Raw genomic sequence first — 14,117 nt, forward strand, 5'->3', positions numbered from 1 at the left:
CCGCTTGCGAAGACGCCGTCGTCCTTGATCTCGGACGTCGGTGCCTGATCGCTCGAGGCGTCGCCTGACACCCCGGCACCACCGCCTGACACACTGCCAAGGAAGCCTGATATGCCCGTGACCGTGTTGATCGTCGATGTGCGCAGCGAGCGTTCCGCCGCTCTGGAGCAGGCGCTGTTGAGCGCCGGCTTCGAGGTGGCGCTGCGGGTCGATGAACACGAGGACCTGCATGCGCTGGTGCAGCACCATCAGCCGGATGCCGTGATCATCGACGCCGACCTGCCCAGCCGTGACACCCTCGAGCACCTCGGCCAGCTGGGGCGTCACTATCCCAAGCCGATGATCATGCTGGCCAGTGAGGACGCGCCGGACCTGGTGCGCCAGGCGGCTGGCGCCGGCGTGTCCGCCTACGTGGTGGATCACGTCATGCCGGCGATGGTGCGCAGCATGGTCGAGGTGGCCATCACCAGCTTCGAGGCTCACCGTGCCCTCAAGGGCGAACTCAATCGCACCCAGACCACTCTGATACAGCGGCGCAGCGTGGATCGCGCCAAGGCGCTGGTGATGGAGAGTCGCGGACTGGGGGAGGATGCGGCCTACCAATATCTGCGCAAGACCGCGATGAATCGGCGTCTGGCATTGCACGAGCTGGCCGATGAGCTGCTCAAGGCGTCGCGTCGGCACTGAGCCGAGTCTCGTGATGTCCTTCTCTTTCGATCGTTCAAAAGGTGGATGTGATGCTCAGTGATTCTCTTCTCAATGGCCATCAGTTGACGCTGGGGTTGATGCCGCTCAATGACGCGGCACCTCTGGTGGTGGCGGAGCGTCAGGGGTTCTTCCGTGAGGAGGGGCTGGCCGTGACGCTCAAGTGGCAGCCGTCGTGGGCGGCACTGCGCGATGACCTGCAGACCGGCGTGTTGCAGGGCGCGCAGATGCTGGCGCTGATGCCGCTGACCTCGACCCTGGGGCTGGATGGCCGCGCCACACCGGTGATCAGCGCGATGACGCTCAATCTGGGCGGCAACTCCATCACCCTGTCGCGGGCCCTGATGGCGGCGCTGGCCGAGGAGGGGCATGACCTGGGCTCTCCGCTGGCGGTGTCTCGGGCGCTGGCGGCGCACGTGCAGGCGCGCCGCGAGCGTGGGGAGGCGGCGCTCAAGCTTGCCAGCGTGCATCCCTTCTCCTCGCACCGCTATCTGCTGCGTTACTGGCTGGCGGCCGGCGGGATCGACCCGAATCGCGACATCGAGATGCGTGCGGTGGCCCCGCCGTTGATGGCCGCCCAGCTGGCAAGTGGCGCGCTGGACGGCTTCTGTGTCGGAGAGCCCTGGAACAGTCTGGCCGCCGTGCAGGGCATGGGGCAGGTGGTGGCGGGCAGTCATGATATCTGGCGCTTCGGACAGGAAAAGGTGCTGGGCGTGCGCGAGGACTGGGCGGAGCAGCACCCGCTGGCGCATCAGGCGCTGATTCGCGCGCTGCTCAAGGCCTGTGCCTGGCTGGACCGCCCGGGCAACCGTGAGCAGGCCGCGCAGTGGCTGCATGATGAAGGCATGCAGGAAGTGCCGCTTTCGGTGGTGGCGCGTGGACTGCGCGACGTGGATGTCGAGCAGTCGGTGGAGGCGTTCCAGCGGGAAAATCCCGGCTGGACCATCTTCCATCGCTACGCGGCCAACTTCCCGTGGCGCTCGCAGACCCGCTGGTATGCCGCCCAGATGCAGCGCTGGGGGCATCTCGAGGGAGTCAGCGACAATGACCTCGAAGCGACCCTGGCACGCTGCGTACGCCCGGACCTCTACCGCAGCGCAGCCCGCAAGCTGGGCATGGTGGTGCCGGTGGCGGATGAGCGCAGCGAAGGCACGCATCCGGCACCCTGGTGGCTGAGCGGCGAGGCAGGGCAGGTGCCGATGCCGGCGGATGGCTTCATCGATGGGGCGGTCTTCGAATGACACCGCTGGCGCGCGCGGAAGCGTGAGGCGACAAGCCGAGGGGTGAGCAGTGGGAAGCGAGTCAAGAGGCGAGGGGTGAGGGGTGAGGGGTGAGGGGGTAGAGAAAAGACGCCCGCGAGCGCGAAACCTGTCGGCTCAGGCATGTTGGCAGTGCGGTTATGATATTCTCATCCCACTGCCAGCACCGCGTCAGGGGATCGCATGACCACTCGCAAGTCTCAGATTCGCAAGGATAATGTCGGCCGCATCCTGCTCGCCGCCGAAAAGATCTTCGCTCTCAAGGGCTATGTCGGCGCCAGCATGGTCGATATTGCCGCCGAGGTAGAGCTGCCCAAATCCAATCTGCATTACTACTTCAGCACCAAGGAAGCGCTGTATCGCGCGGTCCTCGATGGTCTGCTGGCGCTGTGGAAGGAAGATGCGCTGTGCTTCGAAGCCTATGACGACCCGCAGCTGGTGCTCTCCACCTATATTCGCGCCAAGATGATGCACTCGCGCCAGCGTCCGTATGGCTCCAAGGTATGGGCCAGCGAGATCATGCAGGGCGCGCCGGTGCTGGGCGAGGAGCTGACGGTGTGGCTCGACGAGTGGGCCGAGATGAAGAAGTCACGCCTGCGCCAGTGGATCAGTGAGGGGCGCATTGACAACGTCGATGCTTCCGCCTACCTGTACATGATCTGGGCCAGCACCCAGCACTACGCCGACTTCGACCACCAGATCGCGGTACTCAATCAGGGCAAGGCGCTGAGTGATCGCGAATTCGAGCAGGCGGTGCAGAACGTCACGCGGGTACTGCTGAAGGGCGTTGGCTTGTCCGCCTGAGTCATCAGGTGATGTCATTATCATATTACCCTAAGGCTAACAATGATCATCATTGATGGATCATGAGACCATTGAAAAGGGGCTGCCATTGCTGGCAGCCCCTTTCTGTTTTCACGCCACTGAACGTGGCGTCATGCGCTGGAATCTGTGCGGATCATCCAGATCTTGTCCGCAACGTCAGGGTCACGCCGCGCGATGCGGGTTGCGAGGGTCCTCCATCCAGTTCATGTACGGCTTGCCGGTGTCCTGCACTTCCATGGTGATGCAGTCCTCGACCGGGCAGGTGATCTCGCACAGGTTGCAGCCCACGCAGTCGGCGTCCTTCACCTCATAGCGGGCGGTGCCGTTGTCCCTGGCCAGATGCAGGATGGCCTGGTGCGAGGTGTCCTCGCAGGCGATGTAGCAGCGTCCGCAGCCGATGCACTTGTCCTGGTCGATCCGCGCGATCACCTGGTAGTTCATGTCCAGCTGCTTCCAGTCGGTGGTGTTGGGCACCGCCGCGCGGGAGAACTCGTCGATCCGCTGATAGCCCTTGCTGTCCATCCAGCGCCCCAGGCCGTCCTTCATCTCCTCGACGATACGGAAGCCGTGCAGCATCGCCGCGGTGCACACCTGCACGCTGCCCGCGCCGAGGGCGATGAATTCCGCGGCATCTTCCCAGTTGGAGATGCCGCCGATACCCGAGATCGGCAGGTTGGCGGTTTCCGGCGTGCGCGCGATCTCGGCCACCATGTTCAGCGCGATGGGCTTCACGGCGCTGCCGCAATAGCCGCCGTGGGTGCTGCGGTCACCGACGATGGGATGCGCGACCATGCGGTCGAGGTCCAGATGGGTGATGGAGTTGATGGTGTTGATCAGCGAGACGGCATCTGCGCCGCCACGCCAGGCCGCCTTGGCCGGTTCGCGCACGTCGGTGATGTTGGGGGTCAGCTTGACGATCACCGGCAGCGAGCTGTAGGTCTTGCACCAGCGCGTGACCTGCTCGACATACTCCGGCACCTGGCCCACCGCCGCGCCCATGCCGCGTTCCGGCATGCCGTGGGGACAGCCGAAGTTGAGCTCGATGCCGTCACAGCCGGTAGCCTCGACCTGCGGCAGGATGGTCTTCCAGGCCTCTTCCTCGCACGGCACCATCAGCGAGACGATCAGCGCGCGGTCCGGCCAGTCCTTCTTGACCTGGGTGATCTCGCGCAGGTTGATCTCCAGCGAGCGGTCGGTGATCAGCTCGATGTTGTTGAAGCCGCTGACCTCGCCATTCGGGCCATAGTGCGCCGAATAGCGCGAGGAGACGTTCACTGCCGCCGGGTCTTCCCCCAGCGTCTTCCAGACCACGCCACCCCAGCCGGCCTCGAAGGCGCGTACCACGTTGTAGGCCTTGTCGGTGGGCGGGGCGCTGGCCAGCCAGAAGGGGTTGGGGGCACGGATGCCGGCGAAGTTGACCGACAGATCGGCCTTGTAGCTGGCGACGTGATCGTCAGCCGCTGCAGAACTTGAACCAGAGCCTGCCGGACGCGCGTTGTCATCATTGAGCGGGGTATGAATGGTCATCAGGCGGCCTCCACCTTGAGCATCAGATCGTGATGGATGGCCTCGGCGGCCAGCTTGCCGTGGGCGACGGCTTGAACGGTGAGATCCTGTCCGCGGGCGATGCAGTCACCGCCGGCATAGACGCCCGGCAGACTGGTGCGCAGCATCTCGTCCACCTCTATCTTCGCCCCCTCGCGGGCCAGCCCCGCGGCATGCGCATCGCTCAGGCTCGCGTCATCGAAGCCCTGGCCGATGGCGGTGAAGACCCCATCGCAGGCCAGCGTGAAGGTCTCGCCGGTATCGACGAGTCGGCCATCCTCGACCCGTGTGCGCGCGAACTGCATCGCATTGAGCGCGGCGGCATCACTACCCTCACTGTCGCTTGCCACATCGATGGCCAGCGGGCGCGCCCAGGTGTGGATCATCACGCCATTGGCACGCGCGATTTCCTGCTCGTGATGGGTGGCGGACATCTGCTCCTCGCCACGCCGATAGACCAGGTCCACCGTCTGCGCGCCCAAGCGTTTGGCCTGCACGGCGATGTCGATGGCGGTGTTGCCGGCGCCGATCACCACCGCGTGCCTCGGCACTGCCAGCGCGTTCAGTTCGCCGCTCTGACGCAGCACCTTGATGAAGTCGGTGGCCGCCATCAGGCCGCTGGCATCCTCGCCGGTCAGGCCGAGGGCATGGCTGGTGCCAAGGCCGAGGCCCAGGAAGACGCTGTCGAACTCGCGTGTCAGTGCGGCCAGCGCCAGGTTGTCGCCGAGGCGCTGGCCATGGCGGATCTCGATGCCGCCGATCTCGAGCAGGAATTCGACTTCGCGGGCGGCGAAGTCATCGGTCAGCTTGTAGCGAGCGATGCCGTATTCATTCAGGCCACCGGCTTTCTCCTCGGCCTCGAAGATCACCACGTCGTGGCCGAAACGCGCCAGACGATGGGCGCAGGAAAGCCCGGCAGGCCCGGCACCGACCACGGCGATGCGCCGGCCGGTGCTGGCTGCCCGCGTGAACGGGTGAGCCTCGAACTGGGCGTTGTCCAGTGCATGGCGCTGCAGCAGACCGATCAGCACCGGCTGGCACTCATCGCCCTGATTGCGCACGCAGGACTGCTCACAGAGGATCTCGGTGGGGCAGACGCGGGCGCAGCTGCCACCGAGGATATTGGCATCGAGAATCTCGCTGGCGGCGCCGTCGAGATTGTCATCGTGGATACGGCGGATGAAGGTCGGAATATCGATGCTGGTCGGGCAGGCCTTGATGCAGGGCGCGTCATAGCAATACAGGCAACGCGAACTCTCGATGAAGGCCTGACGCTTGGTGAGCGCCGGATGCAGATCAGTGAAGCGCGCACTCAGCGCCTCTTCCGCGAGCCCGGACGGGGCCCAGTGGGAAGGAGTGGAGGATGTCGTCACGGTGTGGCTCCTGCCCGCGCTCAGGCGCGGGGTCGTTGTTGTTGGTCTTGCAGGCGAGTCAGGTTGCGCGGCTTGGTTGGCAACGCCTTGATTGGCAGCGCTTCGGGACCGGCAGCGCGTCAGGTGCGCTGCCAGGCCGTCGGTCAGTCGTGTCGTTCAGTCGTGCCGGTCTTGTCTTGTTCGAGTCGTTCGTCGGCCGTCAGCTGCGATCCACGGCGGTGACGACATTGCTCTCGGCGCGGGCCTTGAGCTGGTCGAAGACACTGGGGTAGGGCGGGCGTTCGACGTATTGGCCGTGACCGCGCTTGGCATGCAGCTCGCCATCGCGCCATGCCCAGTCGCCGCGGCTGATGGTGTGACGCGGGATACCCTTGACGGTGCGGCCTTCGAAGATGTTGAAGTCGATGTTCTGGTGGTGAGTCTTCGCCGAGATGGTGCGTTCGGCGTTGGGGTCCCAGACCACGATGTCGGCGTCGCTGCCGACCCGGATCGCGCCCTTGCGCGGGTACAGATTGAAGATCTTGGCGGCGTTGGTGGAGGTCAGGCCGACGAAGTCCTCGGCGGAGAAGCGCCCGGTGTTGACGCCCTCGTGCCACAGCATCGCCATGCGATCCTCGACCCCGGCGGTGCCGTTGGGAATCTTCGAGAAGTCGTCCTTGCCCATCTCCTTCTGCTCGGCGCAGAAGCAGCAGTGATCGGTGGCGGTGGTCTGGAGGTCACCGGATTGGATGCCGCCCCACAGTGCCTGGCGGTGCTCCAGCGAGCGGAACGGCGGGCTCATCACGTGGCCTGCCGCGAATTCCCAGCTCTTGTTCTGATAGACCGCTTCATCGATCAGCAGATGGCCTGCCAGCACCTCGCCGTAGACCGGCTGGCCGTGCTCGCGGGCGTAGCGGATTTCCTCCAGCGCATCGGCGGTGGAGACGTGCACCAGATACACCGGCGTGCCCAGAGTGCCGGCGATGCGGATGGCGCGGCTGGCGGCCTCGCCCTCGACCTGCGGCGGACGCGACAGCGGATGTGCCTCGGGCCCGGTAATGCCGTCGGCCAGCAGCTTCTGCTGCAGGTGGTAGACCAGCTCGCCGTTCTCGGCATGCACGGTGGGAATCGCGCCCAGCTCCAGACAGCGCGCGAAGCTCGAGACGAGGGTGTCGTCCGGCGCCATGATGGCGTTCTTGTAGGCCATGAAGTGCTTGAAGCTGTTGACCCCGTAATCGGCGACCAGCGTCTGCATGTCCTGGCTGACGCTCTCGTCCCACCAGGTGACGGCGACGTGGAAGCTGTAGTCGCAGCACGACTTCTCGGCCCACTCGCGCCAGGTGTGATAGGCCTCCATCAGCGGTTGCTGGGGGGAGGGAATCACGAAATCGATGATCATGGTGGTACCGCCGGCCAGCGCCGCGGCGGTGCCGCTCTGGAAATCCTCGCTGGCCACGGTGCCCATGAAGGGCAGCTGCATGTGGGTGTGCGGGTCGATGCCGCCGGGCATCACCAGACAGCCGCTGGCGTCGATCACCTCGCAGTCGTCCGGTACCTCGAGGTCGGTGCCGATGGCGGTGATGGTCTCGCCGTCACACAGCACATCGGCGGTGTAGCGCTCTTCGTGGGTCTGGATGCTGCCGCCCTTGATCAGGATTGCCATGAGTCTCTCCCGGCCGCATCGCGCGGCCTTGTCCGGCATTGAGTGTCAGGTCGTCTTGTTGTTGTCGTGCGGGTCGTCAGTCCGTCACTCGCCATCGGTGAGGCGGGTATAGGCGTCCGGACGGCGGTCGCGGAAGAACTGCCAGTTGTTGCGCACCTCGCGCACCATCGACATGTCGAGGTCGTGGATCAACAGCTCGTCCTCGGTGGCACTGGCCTGGGCTTCGATCTGGCCGCGTGGATTCACGAAGTAGGAGGAACCGTAGAACTCGCCGATATCCCAGGGTTGTTCATGGCCGACACGGTTGATGGCGGCGATGTAGCAGCCATTGGCGGCGGCGGAGGCGGGCTGCTCCAGCTCCCACAGATACTGGGAGAGGCCGGCGACGGTGGCGGAGGGATTGAAGATGATCTCGGCGCCGTTGAGCGCCAGCGCGCGCCAGCCTTCCGGGAAGTGGCGGTCGTAGCAGATGTAGACGCCGATGCGCCCGTAGGCGGTGTCGAAGACCGGCCAGTCGGACTTGCCGGGCTTGAAGAAGAATTTCTCCCAGAAGCCCGCCACCTGCGGGATGTGGGTCTTGTGATACTTGCCCAGATAGCTGCCGTCGGCATCGATGACGGCGGCAGTGTTGTAGTACACCCCCGGCTGCACTTCCTCGTAGAGGGGCACGATGATCACCATCTGATGCTTCTTCGCGTACTGCTGCATCAGGGTGACGGTGGGGCCGTCGGGCACGCGCTCGGCGGCGGCATACCACTTGGCATCCTGGCTCGGGCAGAAATAGGGCTGATTGAAGACTTCCTGGAAGCACAGGATCTTGACGCCTGCCTCACCGGCCTGGTCGATCAGCGGCAGGTGGGCCTCGTTCATGGCATCGCGGATCTGTGCGGGCTCGAGGTCGGTGGAGACGTTGAGTCCCATCTGGATGACGGCGCAGCGCAGCTTGCCGGCATCCTCGCGGTAGGAGATGCGGGAGTCGTTCGACATGTCATCCTCATCGGGCGGCTTGGCGCCGGTTGTTGTTGTCTTCAATGAGTGCTGGTGGGCAGAGCGGGTGAGCCGGGATGGCGCGAAATGGGTCCTGGAAAATCACTCCGCCTGTCCGGAAAGTCTGCATGCCCGCGGCAGGTATCGTGGGTCAGGGAAGGTCCGATGCAGATCCTGTCTCATCAGTCAGCTTAATGAACATTAGACAGTGTTCCCGCGTTCGGCAAGACGAAGTGTCAAATAAAGTCTCGTGAATTTATCTTGTTGTTATAAAAGGATTTTCGGTCAAGATTTCGCATGAATTCACCATTGTGGTGCCAGGAGAATCAGCGTGGTTCACGCGATTTTTAAAGGAAAACTCAATGCACATCAGTGGCTTGTGATCGTCTGTATGGGCCCTGTGCAAGACCGCCTTGCACCAGCTTGGAACCTGACCATACTGACAATTGGCGCGAACACGGCGTGTCGCCACCTGACGGGCATCAGACGGTCAAACCCGCGCCATTGCCTCTCAAGTTGTCTTGCGGGACAGGTTTGATTTGACGGCAATAATGCCGCCATCGGCATGCGATTTGCCCATGAAAGGTACCGCTTCATGTGGATGGGTAATTCAAGCATCCCTTGGCTGAAACAGGGTGGAAAAGTGAATCAGGAGGGTGAAGGAAGGGACGGATCTTCAAAGACGGCAAGACGCGCCACAGAGCGCAAAGGCAGGACAAGCGACGTGCATCACCCTCAACAATAACAACAGCTGAACAGGTGAGGACTCATGGCCCCGACACAGACTCGCTCGCACATGGTGCGCAGCAATGAGGAAATGATCGAGCTGGTGGTGGCGCAGGACGTCGCCCGCAGCCCGCGCTACAACGAGGATATCGCGCCGACCAGGAGTGCCGAGCGCACCTGGTCGCGCTGGAACATCGCCGCGCTGTGGGTCGGCATGTCGATCTGCGTACCCACCTATACCCTGGGCGGCGTGCTCACTGCCTACTTCGGATTGAGTGTCGGCGAGGCGCTGATCACGATTCTGGTCGCCAATCTGGTGGTACTGATTCCGCTGACGCTGAACGCCTTCCCCGGCACGCGTTTCGGGATTCCCTTTCCGGTAGTGCTGCGTTCATCGTTCGGGATCATCGGCTCCAACGTGCCGTGCATGATTCGGGCGGTGGTCGCCTGTGGCTGGTTCGGTATCCAGACGATGTTCGGCGGCCTGGCGATTCACCTGCTGCTCTCGAGCCTCTCGGCGGACTGGAAGGCGCTGGGCGGGGTGGGCGAGGTCATCGGCTTCTTCATCTTCTGGGCGCTCAACCTGTTCGTGGTGATTCGCGGCGCGGAATCCATCAAGTGGCTGGAGACGCTCTCCGCGCCCTTGCTGCTGGCGGTGGGGGTCGGCCTGATGGTGTGGGCGCTGCCGCATACCTCGATCAGCGAACTGCTGGCCCAGCCACCGAATCGTCCCGAAGGCGATGGCGTGGCCAGCTACTTCATGGCGGGCCTGACCGCGATGGTCGGCTTCTGGGCGACGCTGTCGCTGAACATTCCTGACTTCAGCCGTTACGCGAAGAGCCAGAAGGACCAGATCGTCGGTCAGATCATCGGCCTGCCGCTGACGATGTTCTTCTTCGCGGCGCTCGGCGTGGTGCTGACGGCCGCTTCCAGCTCGCTGGTGGGGGAGACCATCTCCGACCCGGTCAACCTGATCGGTCGCATCGACAGCCCCGGCTGGGTCGCCATCGCCATGGTGCTGATCATCATCGCGACGCTCTCCACCAACACCGCCGCCAACATCGTCTCGCCGACCAATGATTTCCAGAACATCGCGCCGAAATTCATCAACCAGACGCGCGGCGTGCTGCTCACCGGGCTGGTCGGGGTGCTGCTGATGGGCTTCGAGCTGATCAAGAAGATGGGCTGGATCGTCTCCGACGTGAGCCTCGAGAGCCTCTATTCCAACTGGCTGCTGGGCTATTCGAGTCTGCTGGGGCCGATCGCGGGAATCATGATCGTCGACTATTTCGTGATCCGTCGCCAGTCCTTCGATCTGCCGGCGCTCTATCTGGATGGCAGCACCTACCCGGCCTTCAATCCAGCGGGCTTCATCGCCTTCTTCGTGCCGGTGGGGCTGACGGTGATCAGCTTCTCGCAGCCCGGGCTTTCCTGGTTCTACGACTACGGCTGGTTCACCGGCTCGCTGCTGGGGGCGCTGGTCTACTTCGTGGCCAGCAAGCTGCTGGTCAAGGCACCGCCGGTGCATCTGCCGGAGGCGATACCGGGTGGCGGCGCGCAGCGTGCCTGACGCCGCTGGCGGATAGCTCGCAACGCAACGTCACGTGCAACGACAGACGGGCTGCCCATCGGCAGCCCGTCTGTCGTCGTGGCAAGGGGAAGTGACGGCCGGTTGAGGTATTCGCGCCCTGGCCGTCAGCCCACCAGGCCGGGGATGCCGTCCTCGAAGCGCTCGACCATGAAGTCGACGAACTGGCGCACCTTGGGCGAGAGATGGCGGTGGCGGGGATAGACGATCCACACCCCGGTATCGCGCACCTGATATTCATCCAGCACCGAGATCAGCTTGCCACTGGCCAGGTGAGGCGCGACGTAATAGTCGGGAATCTGGGCAAGCCCGAGGCCCTTGAGCGTGGCGTCCAGCAGTGCCGGCCCGGAATTGGCCTGCCAGCTGCCGGAGATGCGCACCTCGCGTCGCTGGCCCTCGACCTCGAACAGCCATTCACGCTTGGAGCCCGCCAGACAGCGGTGGCTGGAGAGCTCCGCCAGCGTGTGCGGACGCGGCGCACGCTGAAAGTAGTCGTGCGAGGCGACGACATACTCCTGGCGGTCTACCAGTCGCCGCGCGATCAGCGAGGAGTCCTTGAGCACGCCCATGCGAATGGCGACATCGAAGCCCTCGTCGATCAATTCCACCGGACGATTGGTGAAGTGCATCTGCACTTCCAGCTGCGGGTGCATCAACTGGAAGTCGTTGACCAGTGGCGCGACGTAGCGCTCACCGAAGGTGGTAGCGCTGGTCAGCTTGAGCACGCCGCTGGGACGGGCATGGAAGTCGCCGATGGCCTGTTCGGCGGCGCGAAAGCCATCGAAGAGGTGATGGCAGTGCTCGTAATACACCTGTCCGGCATCGGTGAGACGCGTCTGACGGGTCGTGCGATAGAGCAACTGGGTATCAAGCTGGGCTTCCAGCTGGCTGATCAGGCGACTGACATGTGAGCTGGAGACCCCGAGATGACGGGCGGCACCGGAAAACGAGCCGATTCTGACGACTTCCACAAAGGCTTCGATGCGGTCCCAACGCTGCATGCCCGCTCCTCATCATTGTTGTTGAGTGACAATAATCATCTGAGTGCTGACGGCTTAATCCCGCCAAGGTCACTGCGTAGACTGTGTTGCATACTGATGGCACCGCACGCGTTGCGGCAATGCATTGCTCCTTGCCTGTCCCCCTGCGTGAACCCCTTGTGAGCAAGGGGGCACCGGCAGGCTCGCCGGGAGAATGCCACGGATCAGTCTACCGCCATTGTTGCTCCGAGGAGATATTAATGAAATCACGTGCTGCGATTGCGCTGGAAGCCGGCAAGCCGCTGGAGCTGGTCGAGATCGATGTCGAAGGACCGAAGGCCGGCGAGGTGCTGGTACGCATCGTCAATACCGCCGTCTGCCACACCGATGCCTACACCCTGTCCGGCGCAGACCCCGAAGGCCTGTTCCCGTCCGTGCTGGGCCATGAAGGCGCGGGTATCGTCGAGGAAGTGGGCGAGGGTGTCACCGGTCTGGTGCCGGGCGACCACGTCATCCCGCTCTATACCGCCGAATGTGGCAAGTGCAAGTTCTGCCTCTCCGGCAAGACCAACCTGTGCAGCGCCGTGCGCGCCACCCAGGGCCGTGGCCTGATGCCGGATGGCACCTCGCGCTTCTCGCTGGACGGCAAGATGCTGCACCACTACATGGGCACGTCTACCTTCTCCGAGTACACCGTGGTGCCGGAAGTCTCGCTGGCCAAGGTCTCCAAGGAAGCGCCGCTGGACAAGATCTGCCTGCTGGGCTGTGGCGTCACCACCGGTATCGGTGCGGTGATGAATACCGCCAAGGTCGAGCCGGGTGCCACCGTGGCCATCTTCGGTCTCGGCGCCATCGGTCTGGCCGCCATCCAGGGCGCGGTGATGGCCAAGGCGTCGCGCATCATCGCCATCGACATCAATGAGGACAAGTTCGATCTGGCCCGCAAGTTCGGCGCCACCGACTTCGTCAACCCGAGCAAGCTGTCCGTGCCGGTCCAGGAAGCCATCGTCGACATGACCGACGGCGGCGTCGATTACTCCTTCGAGTGCATCGGCAACGTCAAGGTCATGCGTGCCGCGCTCGAGTGCGCGCACAAGGGTTGGGGCGAATCCATCATCATCGGCGTCGCCGGTGCCGGTGAAGAGATCGCCACCCGTCCCTTCCAGCTGGTGACCGGGCGCGTCTGGAAAGGCTCCGCCTTCGGTGGCGTCAAGGGCCGTACCGAGCTTCCGGGCTACGTCGAGCGCTACATGGATGGCGCGATCAACCTCGACGACTTCGTCACCCACCAGATGCCGTTCGAGAAGATCAACGAGGCCTTCGACCTGCTGCATGAAGGCAAGTCGATCCGTACCGTGCTGAGCTTCTGATCCGCGAGCGATCTTTGGCTGAAACGCCTCCGGGCCGGGCAGGCAAGCGTGATGCCTGGGCGGGCTCGGAGCGTGAAACGGCGTCGGCTTGCCGACGCCGTCTTCATGAGGCGATATCACAAGGGAGAGCATGATGACCGCGACCGAACAACTCGAGCTGGTCAGCGCCAACAAGGTGCATGGTGGCTGGCTCAAGCGTTACCGTCACCGCAGCGGCAGTCTGGATTGCGACATGGTGTTCGCCATCTACCTGCCGCCGCAGGCCGAACAGGGCCCGGTGCCGATGCTGTGGTGGCTGTCGGGGCTGACCTGCACCGACGAGAACTTCATGCAGAAGGCCGGCGCGCAGCGCAAGGCAGCCGAGCTGGGCATCGCCCTGATCTGCCCGGACACCAGCCCGCGTGGCGTGGACCTGCCCGGCGAAGACGACAGCTACGACTTCGGCAGCGGTGCCGGCTTCTACGTCAATGCCACCCGCGAGCCGTGGGCGCGCCATTACCGCATGTACGACTACGTCACCGAGGAGCTGCCGGCACTCGTCAAGCGTCACTTCCCGGTGGATGGCGAACGCGAGTCCATCTCCGGTCACTCCATGGGCGGCCACGGCGCGCTGATCTGCGCGCTGAAGAATCCGGGCCGCTATCGCTCGGTCTCCGCCTTCGCGCCGATCGCCAATCCGATGGCCTGCCCGTGGGGCGAGAAGGCCTTCAGCGGCTATCTCGGCGATGACCGCACCCAGTGGGCGCAGTGGGATACCTGCGAGCTGGTCAAGCAGGCGGGCAACAGCGGTGCCGCGCGTCAGGAGCTGTTCGTCGAGCAGGGCGAGAATGACCAGTTCCTGGAAGAGCAGCTCAAGCCGGAGCGTCTGGAGACGGTCTGCGCCGAGCAGGACCACCCGCTGATCCTGCGTCGCCAGCCCGGCTATGATCACAGCTACTTCTTCATGGCCAGCTTCATCGATGAGCATCTGACCTACCATGCGAAACACCTCCTTTGAGGTGTGAGGATGGTAGCCAATGAAGATGAAAAGGCATGCGAAGCACCTCCTTTGAGGTGTGAGTGTGGTGGCCGGTAGAGATGAAGAGGCATGCGAAACACCTTCTTTCTTGAGGTGAGC

11 protein-coding genes are annotated in these 14,117 nt (G+C 63.8%); 6 read left to right on the forward strand and 5 right to left on the reverse strand.

All coding sequences use genetic code 11. From position 1 onward, the window contains the following. Window positions 1-111: 111 nt before the first annotated feature. The 3 genes from ACZYGA_RS09850 (at window position 112) to ACZYGA_RS09860 (ending at window position 2,768) form a co-directional block, all read left to right on the forward strand. Window positions 112-687 (forward strand): ANTAR domain-containing response regulator, encoded by a 576-nt coding sequence (locus tag ACZYGA_RS09850; RefSeq protein ID WP_077379026.1) that lies wholly within the window; start codon window positions 112-114, stop codon window positions 685-687. A 50-nt stretch (window positions 688-737) separates the two neighbouring features. After that, window positions 738-1,946 (forward strand): CmpA/NrtA family ABC transporter substrate-binding protein, encoded by a 1,209-nt coding sequence (locus tag ACZYGA_RS09855; RefSeq protein ID WP_084209361.1) that lies wholly within the window; start codon window positions 738-740, stop codon window positions 1,944-1,946. A 201-nt stretch (window positions 1,947-2,147) separates the two neighbouring features. Beyond that, window positions 2,148-2,768: a TetR/AcrR family transcriptional regulator gene (locus ACZYGA_RS09860; protein WP_077379030.1), complete on the forward strand. Its 621-nt coding sequence runs from the start codon at window positions 2,148-2,150 to the stop codon at window positions 2,766-2,768. Between the two features lie 183 nt (window positions 2,769-2,951). Here the strand turns inward: ACZYGA_RS09860 and preA are convergent, their stop codons facing one another. From preA to ACZYGA_RS09880, 4 genes are all read right to left on the reverse strand, one after another. Next, window positions 2,952-4,316: an NAD-dependent dihydropyrimidine dehydrogenase subunit PreA gene (preA, locus tag ACZYGA_RS09865; RefSeq protein ID WP_141392783.1), complete on the reverse strand. Its 1,365-nt coding sequence runs from the start codon at window positions 4,314-4,316 to the stop codon at window positions 2,952-2,954. After that, entirely contained in the window at window positions 4,316-5,707 is a 1,392-nt protein-coding gene (locus tag ACZYGA_RS09870) for an NAD(P)-dependent oxidoreductase (RefSeq protein ID WP_479399050.1), read from the reverse strand. Before ACZYGA_RS09870 ends, preA begins: the two co-directional genes overlap by 1 nt. A 199-nt stretch (window positions 5,708-5,906) precedes the next feature. Beyond that, the gene (hydA, locus tag ACZYGA_RS09875) at window positions 5,907-7,349 is read right to left on the reverse strand and encodes a dihydropyrimidinase (protein WP_479399051.1); all 1,443 of its coding nucleotides are present in this window, start codon (window positions 7,347-7,349) and stop codon (window positions 5,907-5,909) included. Window positions 7,350-7,433: 84 nt separating this feature from the next. Then, a complete protein-coding gene (locus ACZYGA_RS09880; RefSeq protein WP_084209357.1) occupies window positions 7,434-8,336 on the reverse strand; it encodes a nitrilase-related carbon-nitrogen hydrolase in 903 nt (300 codons plus the stop codon). Window positions 8,337-9,105: 769 nt separating this feature from the next. Here ACZYGA_RS09880 and ACZYGA_RS09885 point away from each other — a divergent pair. Then, complete coding sequence (locus ACZYGA_RS09885) at window positions 9,106-10,632, forward strand: NCS1 family nucleobase:cation symporter-1 (RefSeq protein WP_170877479.1); 1,527 nt, start codon at window positions 9,106-9,108, stop codon at window positions 10,630-10,632. A gap of 125 nt (window positions 10,633-10,757) precedes the next feature. On the opposite strand, the gene ACZYGA_RS09890 is transcribed toward ACZYGA_RS09885, so the two are convergent. Beyond that, entirely contained in the window at window positions 10,758-11,651 is an 894-nt protein-coding gene (locus tag ACZYGA_RS09890) for a LysR family transcriptional regulator (protein ID WP_077379042.1), read from the reverse strand. Between the two features lie 239 nt (window positions 11,652-11,890). Here ACZYGA_RS09890 and ACZYGA_RS09895 point away from each other — a divergent pair, with 239 nt between their 5' ends. Both ACZYGA_RS09895 and fghA read left to right on the forward strand, forming a co-directional pair. Next, window positions 11,891-13,000 carry an S-(hydroxymethyl)glutathione dehydrogenase/class III alcohol dehydrogenase gene (locus ACZYGA_RS09895; RefSeq protein ID WP_077379043.1) on the forward strand — a complete coding sequence of 370 codons (1,110 nt, stop codon included), beginning with the start codon at window positions 11,891-11,893 and terminating at the stop codon, window positions 12,998-13,000. Window positions 13,001-13,133: 133 nt separating this feature from the next. Beyond that, window positions 13,134-13,997 carry an S-formylglutathione hydrolase gene (fghA, locus tag ACZYGA_RS09900; protein ID WP_404983504.1) on the forward strand — a complete coding sequence of 288 codons (864 nt, stop codon included), beginning with the start codon at window positions 13,134-13,136 and terminating at the stop codon, window positions 13,995-13,997. Window positions 13,998-14,117 lie beyond the last annotated feature (120 nt).

The organism is Cobetia sp. BL01 (assembly GCF_056493605.1).

Excerpts from the sequence above, each read along its gene's own strand:
- hydA (WP_479399051.1), bottom strand. The coding sequence starts at position 7,349 with ATGGCAATCCTGATCAAGGGCGGCAGCATCCAGACCCACGAAGAGCGC.
- ACZYGA_RS09880 (WP_084209357.1), bottom strand. The coding sequence starts at position 8,336 with ATGTCGAACGACTCCCGCATCTCCTACCGCGAGGATGCCGGCAAGCTG.
- ACZYGA_RS09885 (WP_170877479.1), top strand. The coding sequence starts at position 9,106 with ATGGCCCCGACACAGACTCGCTCGCACATGGTGCGCAGCAATGAGGAA.
- fghA (WP_404983504.1), top strand. The coding sequence starts at position 13,134 with ATGACCGCGACCGAACAACTCGAGCTGGTCAGCGCCAACAAGGTGCAT.
- preA (WP_141392783.1), bottom strand. The coding sequence starts at position 4,316 with ATGACCATTCATACCCCGCTCAATGATGACAACGCGCGTCCGGCAGGC.
- ACZYGA_RS09895 (WP_077379043.1), top strand. The coding sequence starts at position 11,891 with ATGAAATCACGTGCTGCGATTGCGCTGGAAGCCGGCAAGCCGCTGGAG.
- ACZYGA_RS09850 (WP_077379026.1), top strand. The coding sequence starts at position 112 with ATGCCCGTGACCGTGTTGATCGTCGATGTGCGCAGCGAGCGTTCCGCC.
- ACZYGA_RS09890 (WP_077379042.1), bottom strand. The coding sequence starts at position 11,651 with ATGCAGCGTTGGGACCGCATCGAAGCCTTTGTGGAAGTCGTCAGAATC.
- ACZYGA_RS09855 (WP_084209361.1), top strand. The coding sequence starts at position 738 with ATGCTCAGTGATTCTCTTCTCAATGGCCATCAGTTGACGCTGGGGTTG.
- ACZYGA_RS09860 (WP_077379030.1), top strand. The coding sequence starts at position 2,148 with ATGACCACTCGCAAGTCTCAGATTCGCAAGGATAATGTCGGCCGCATC.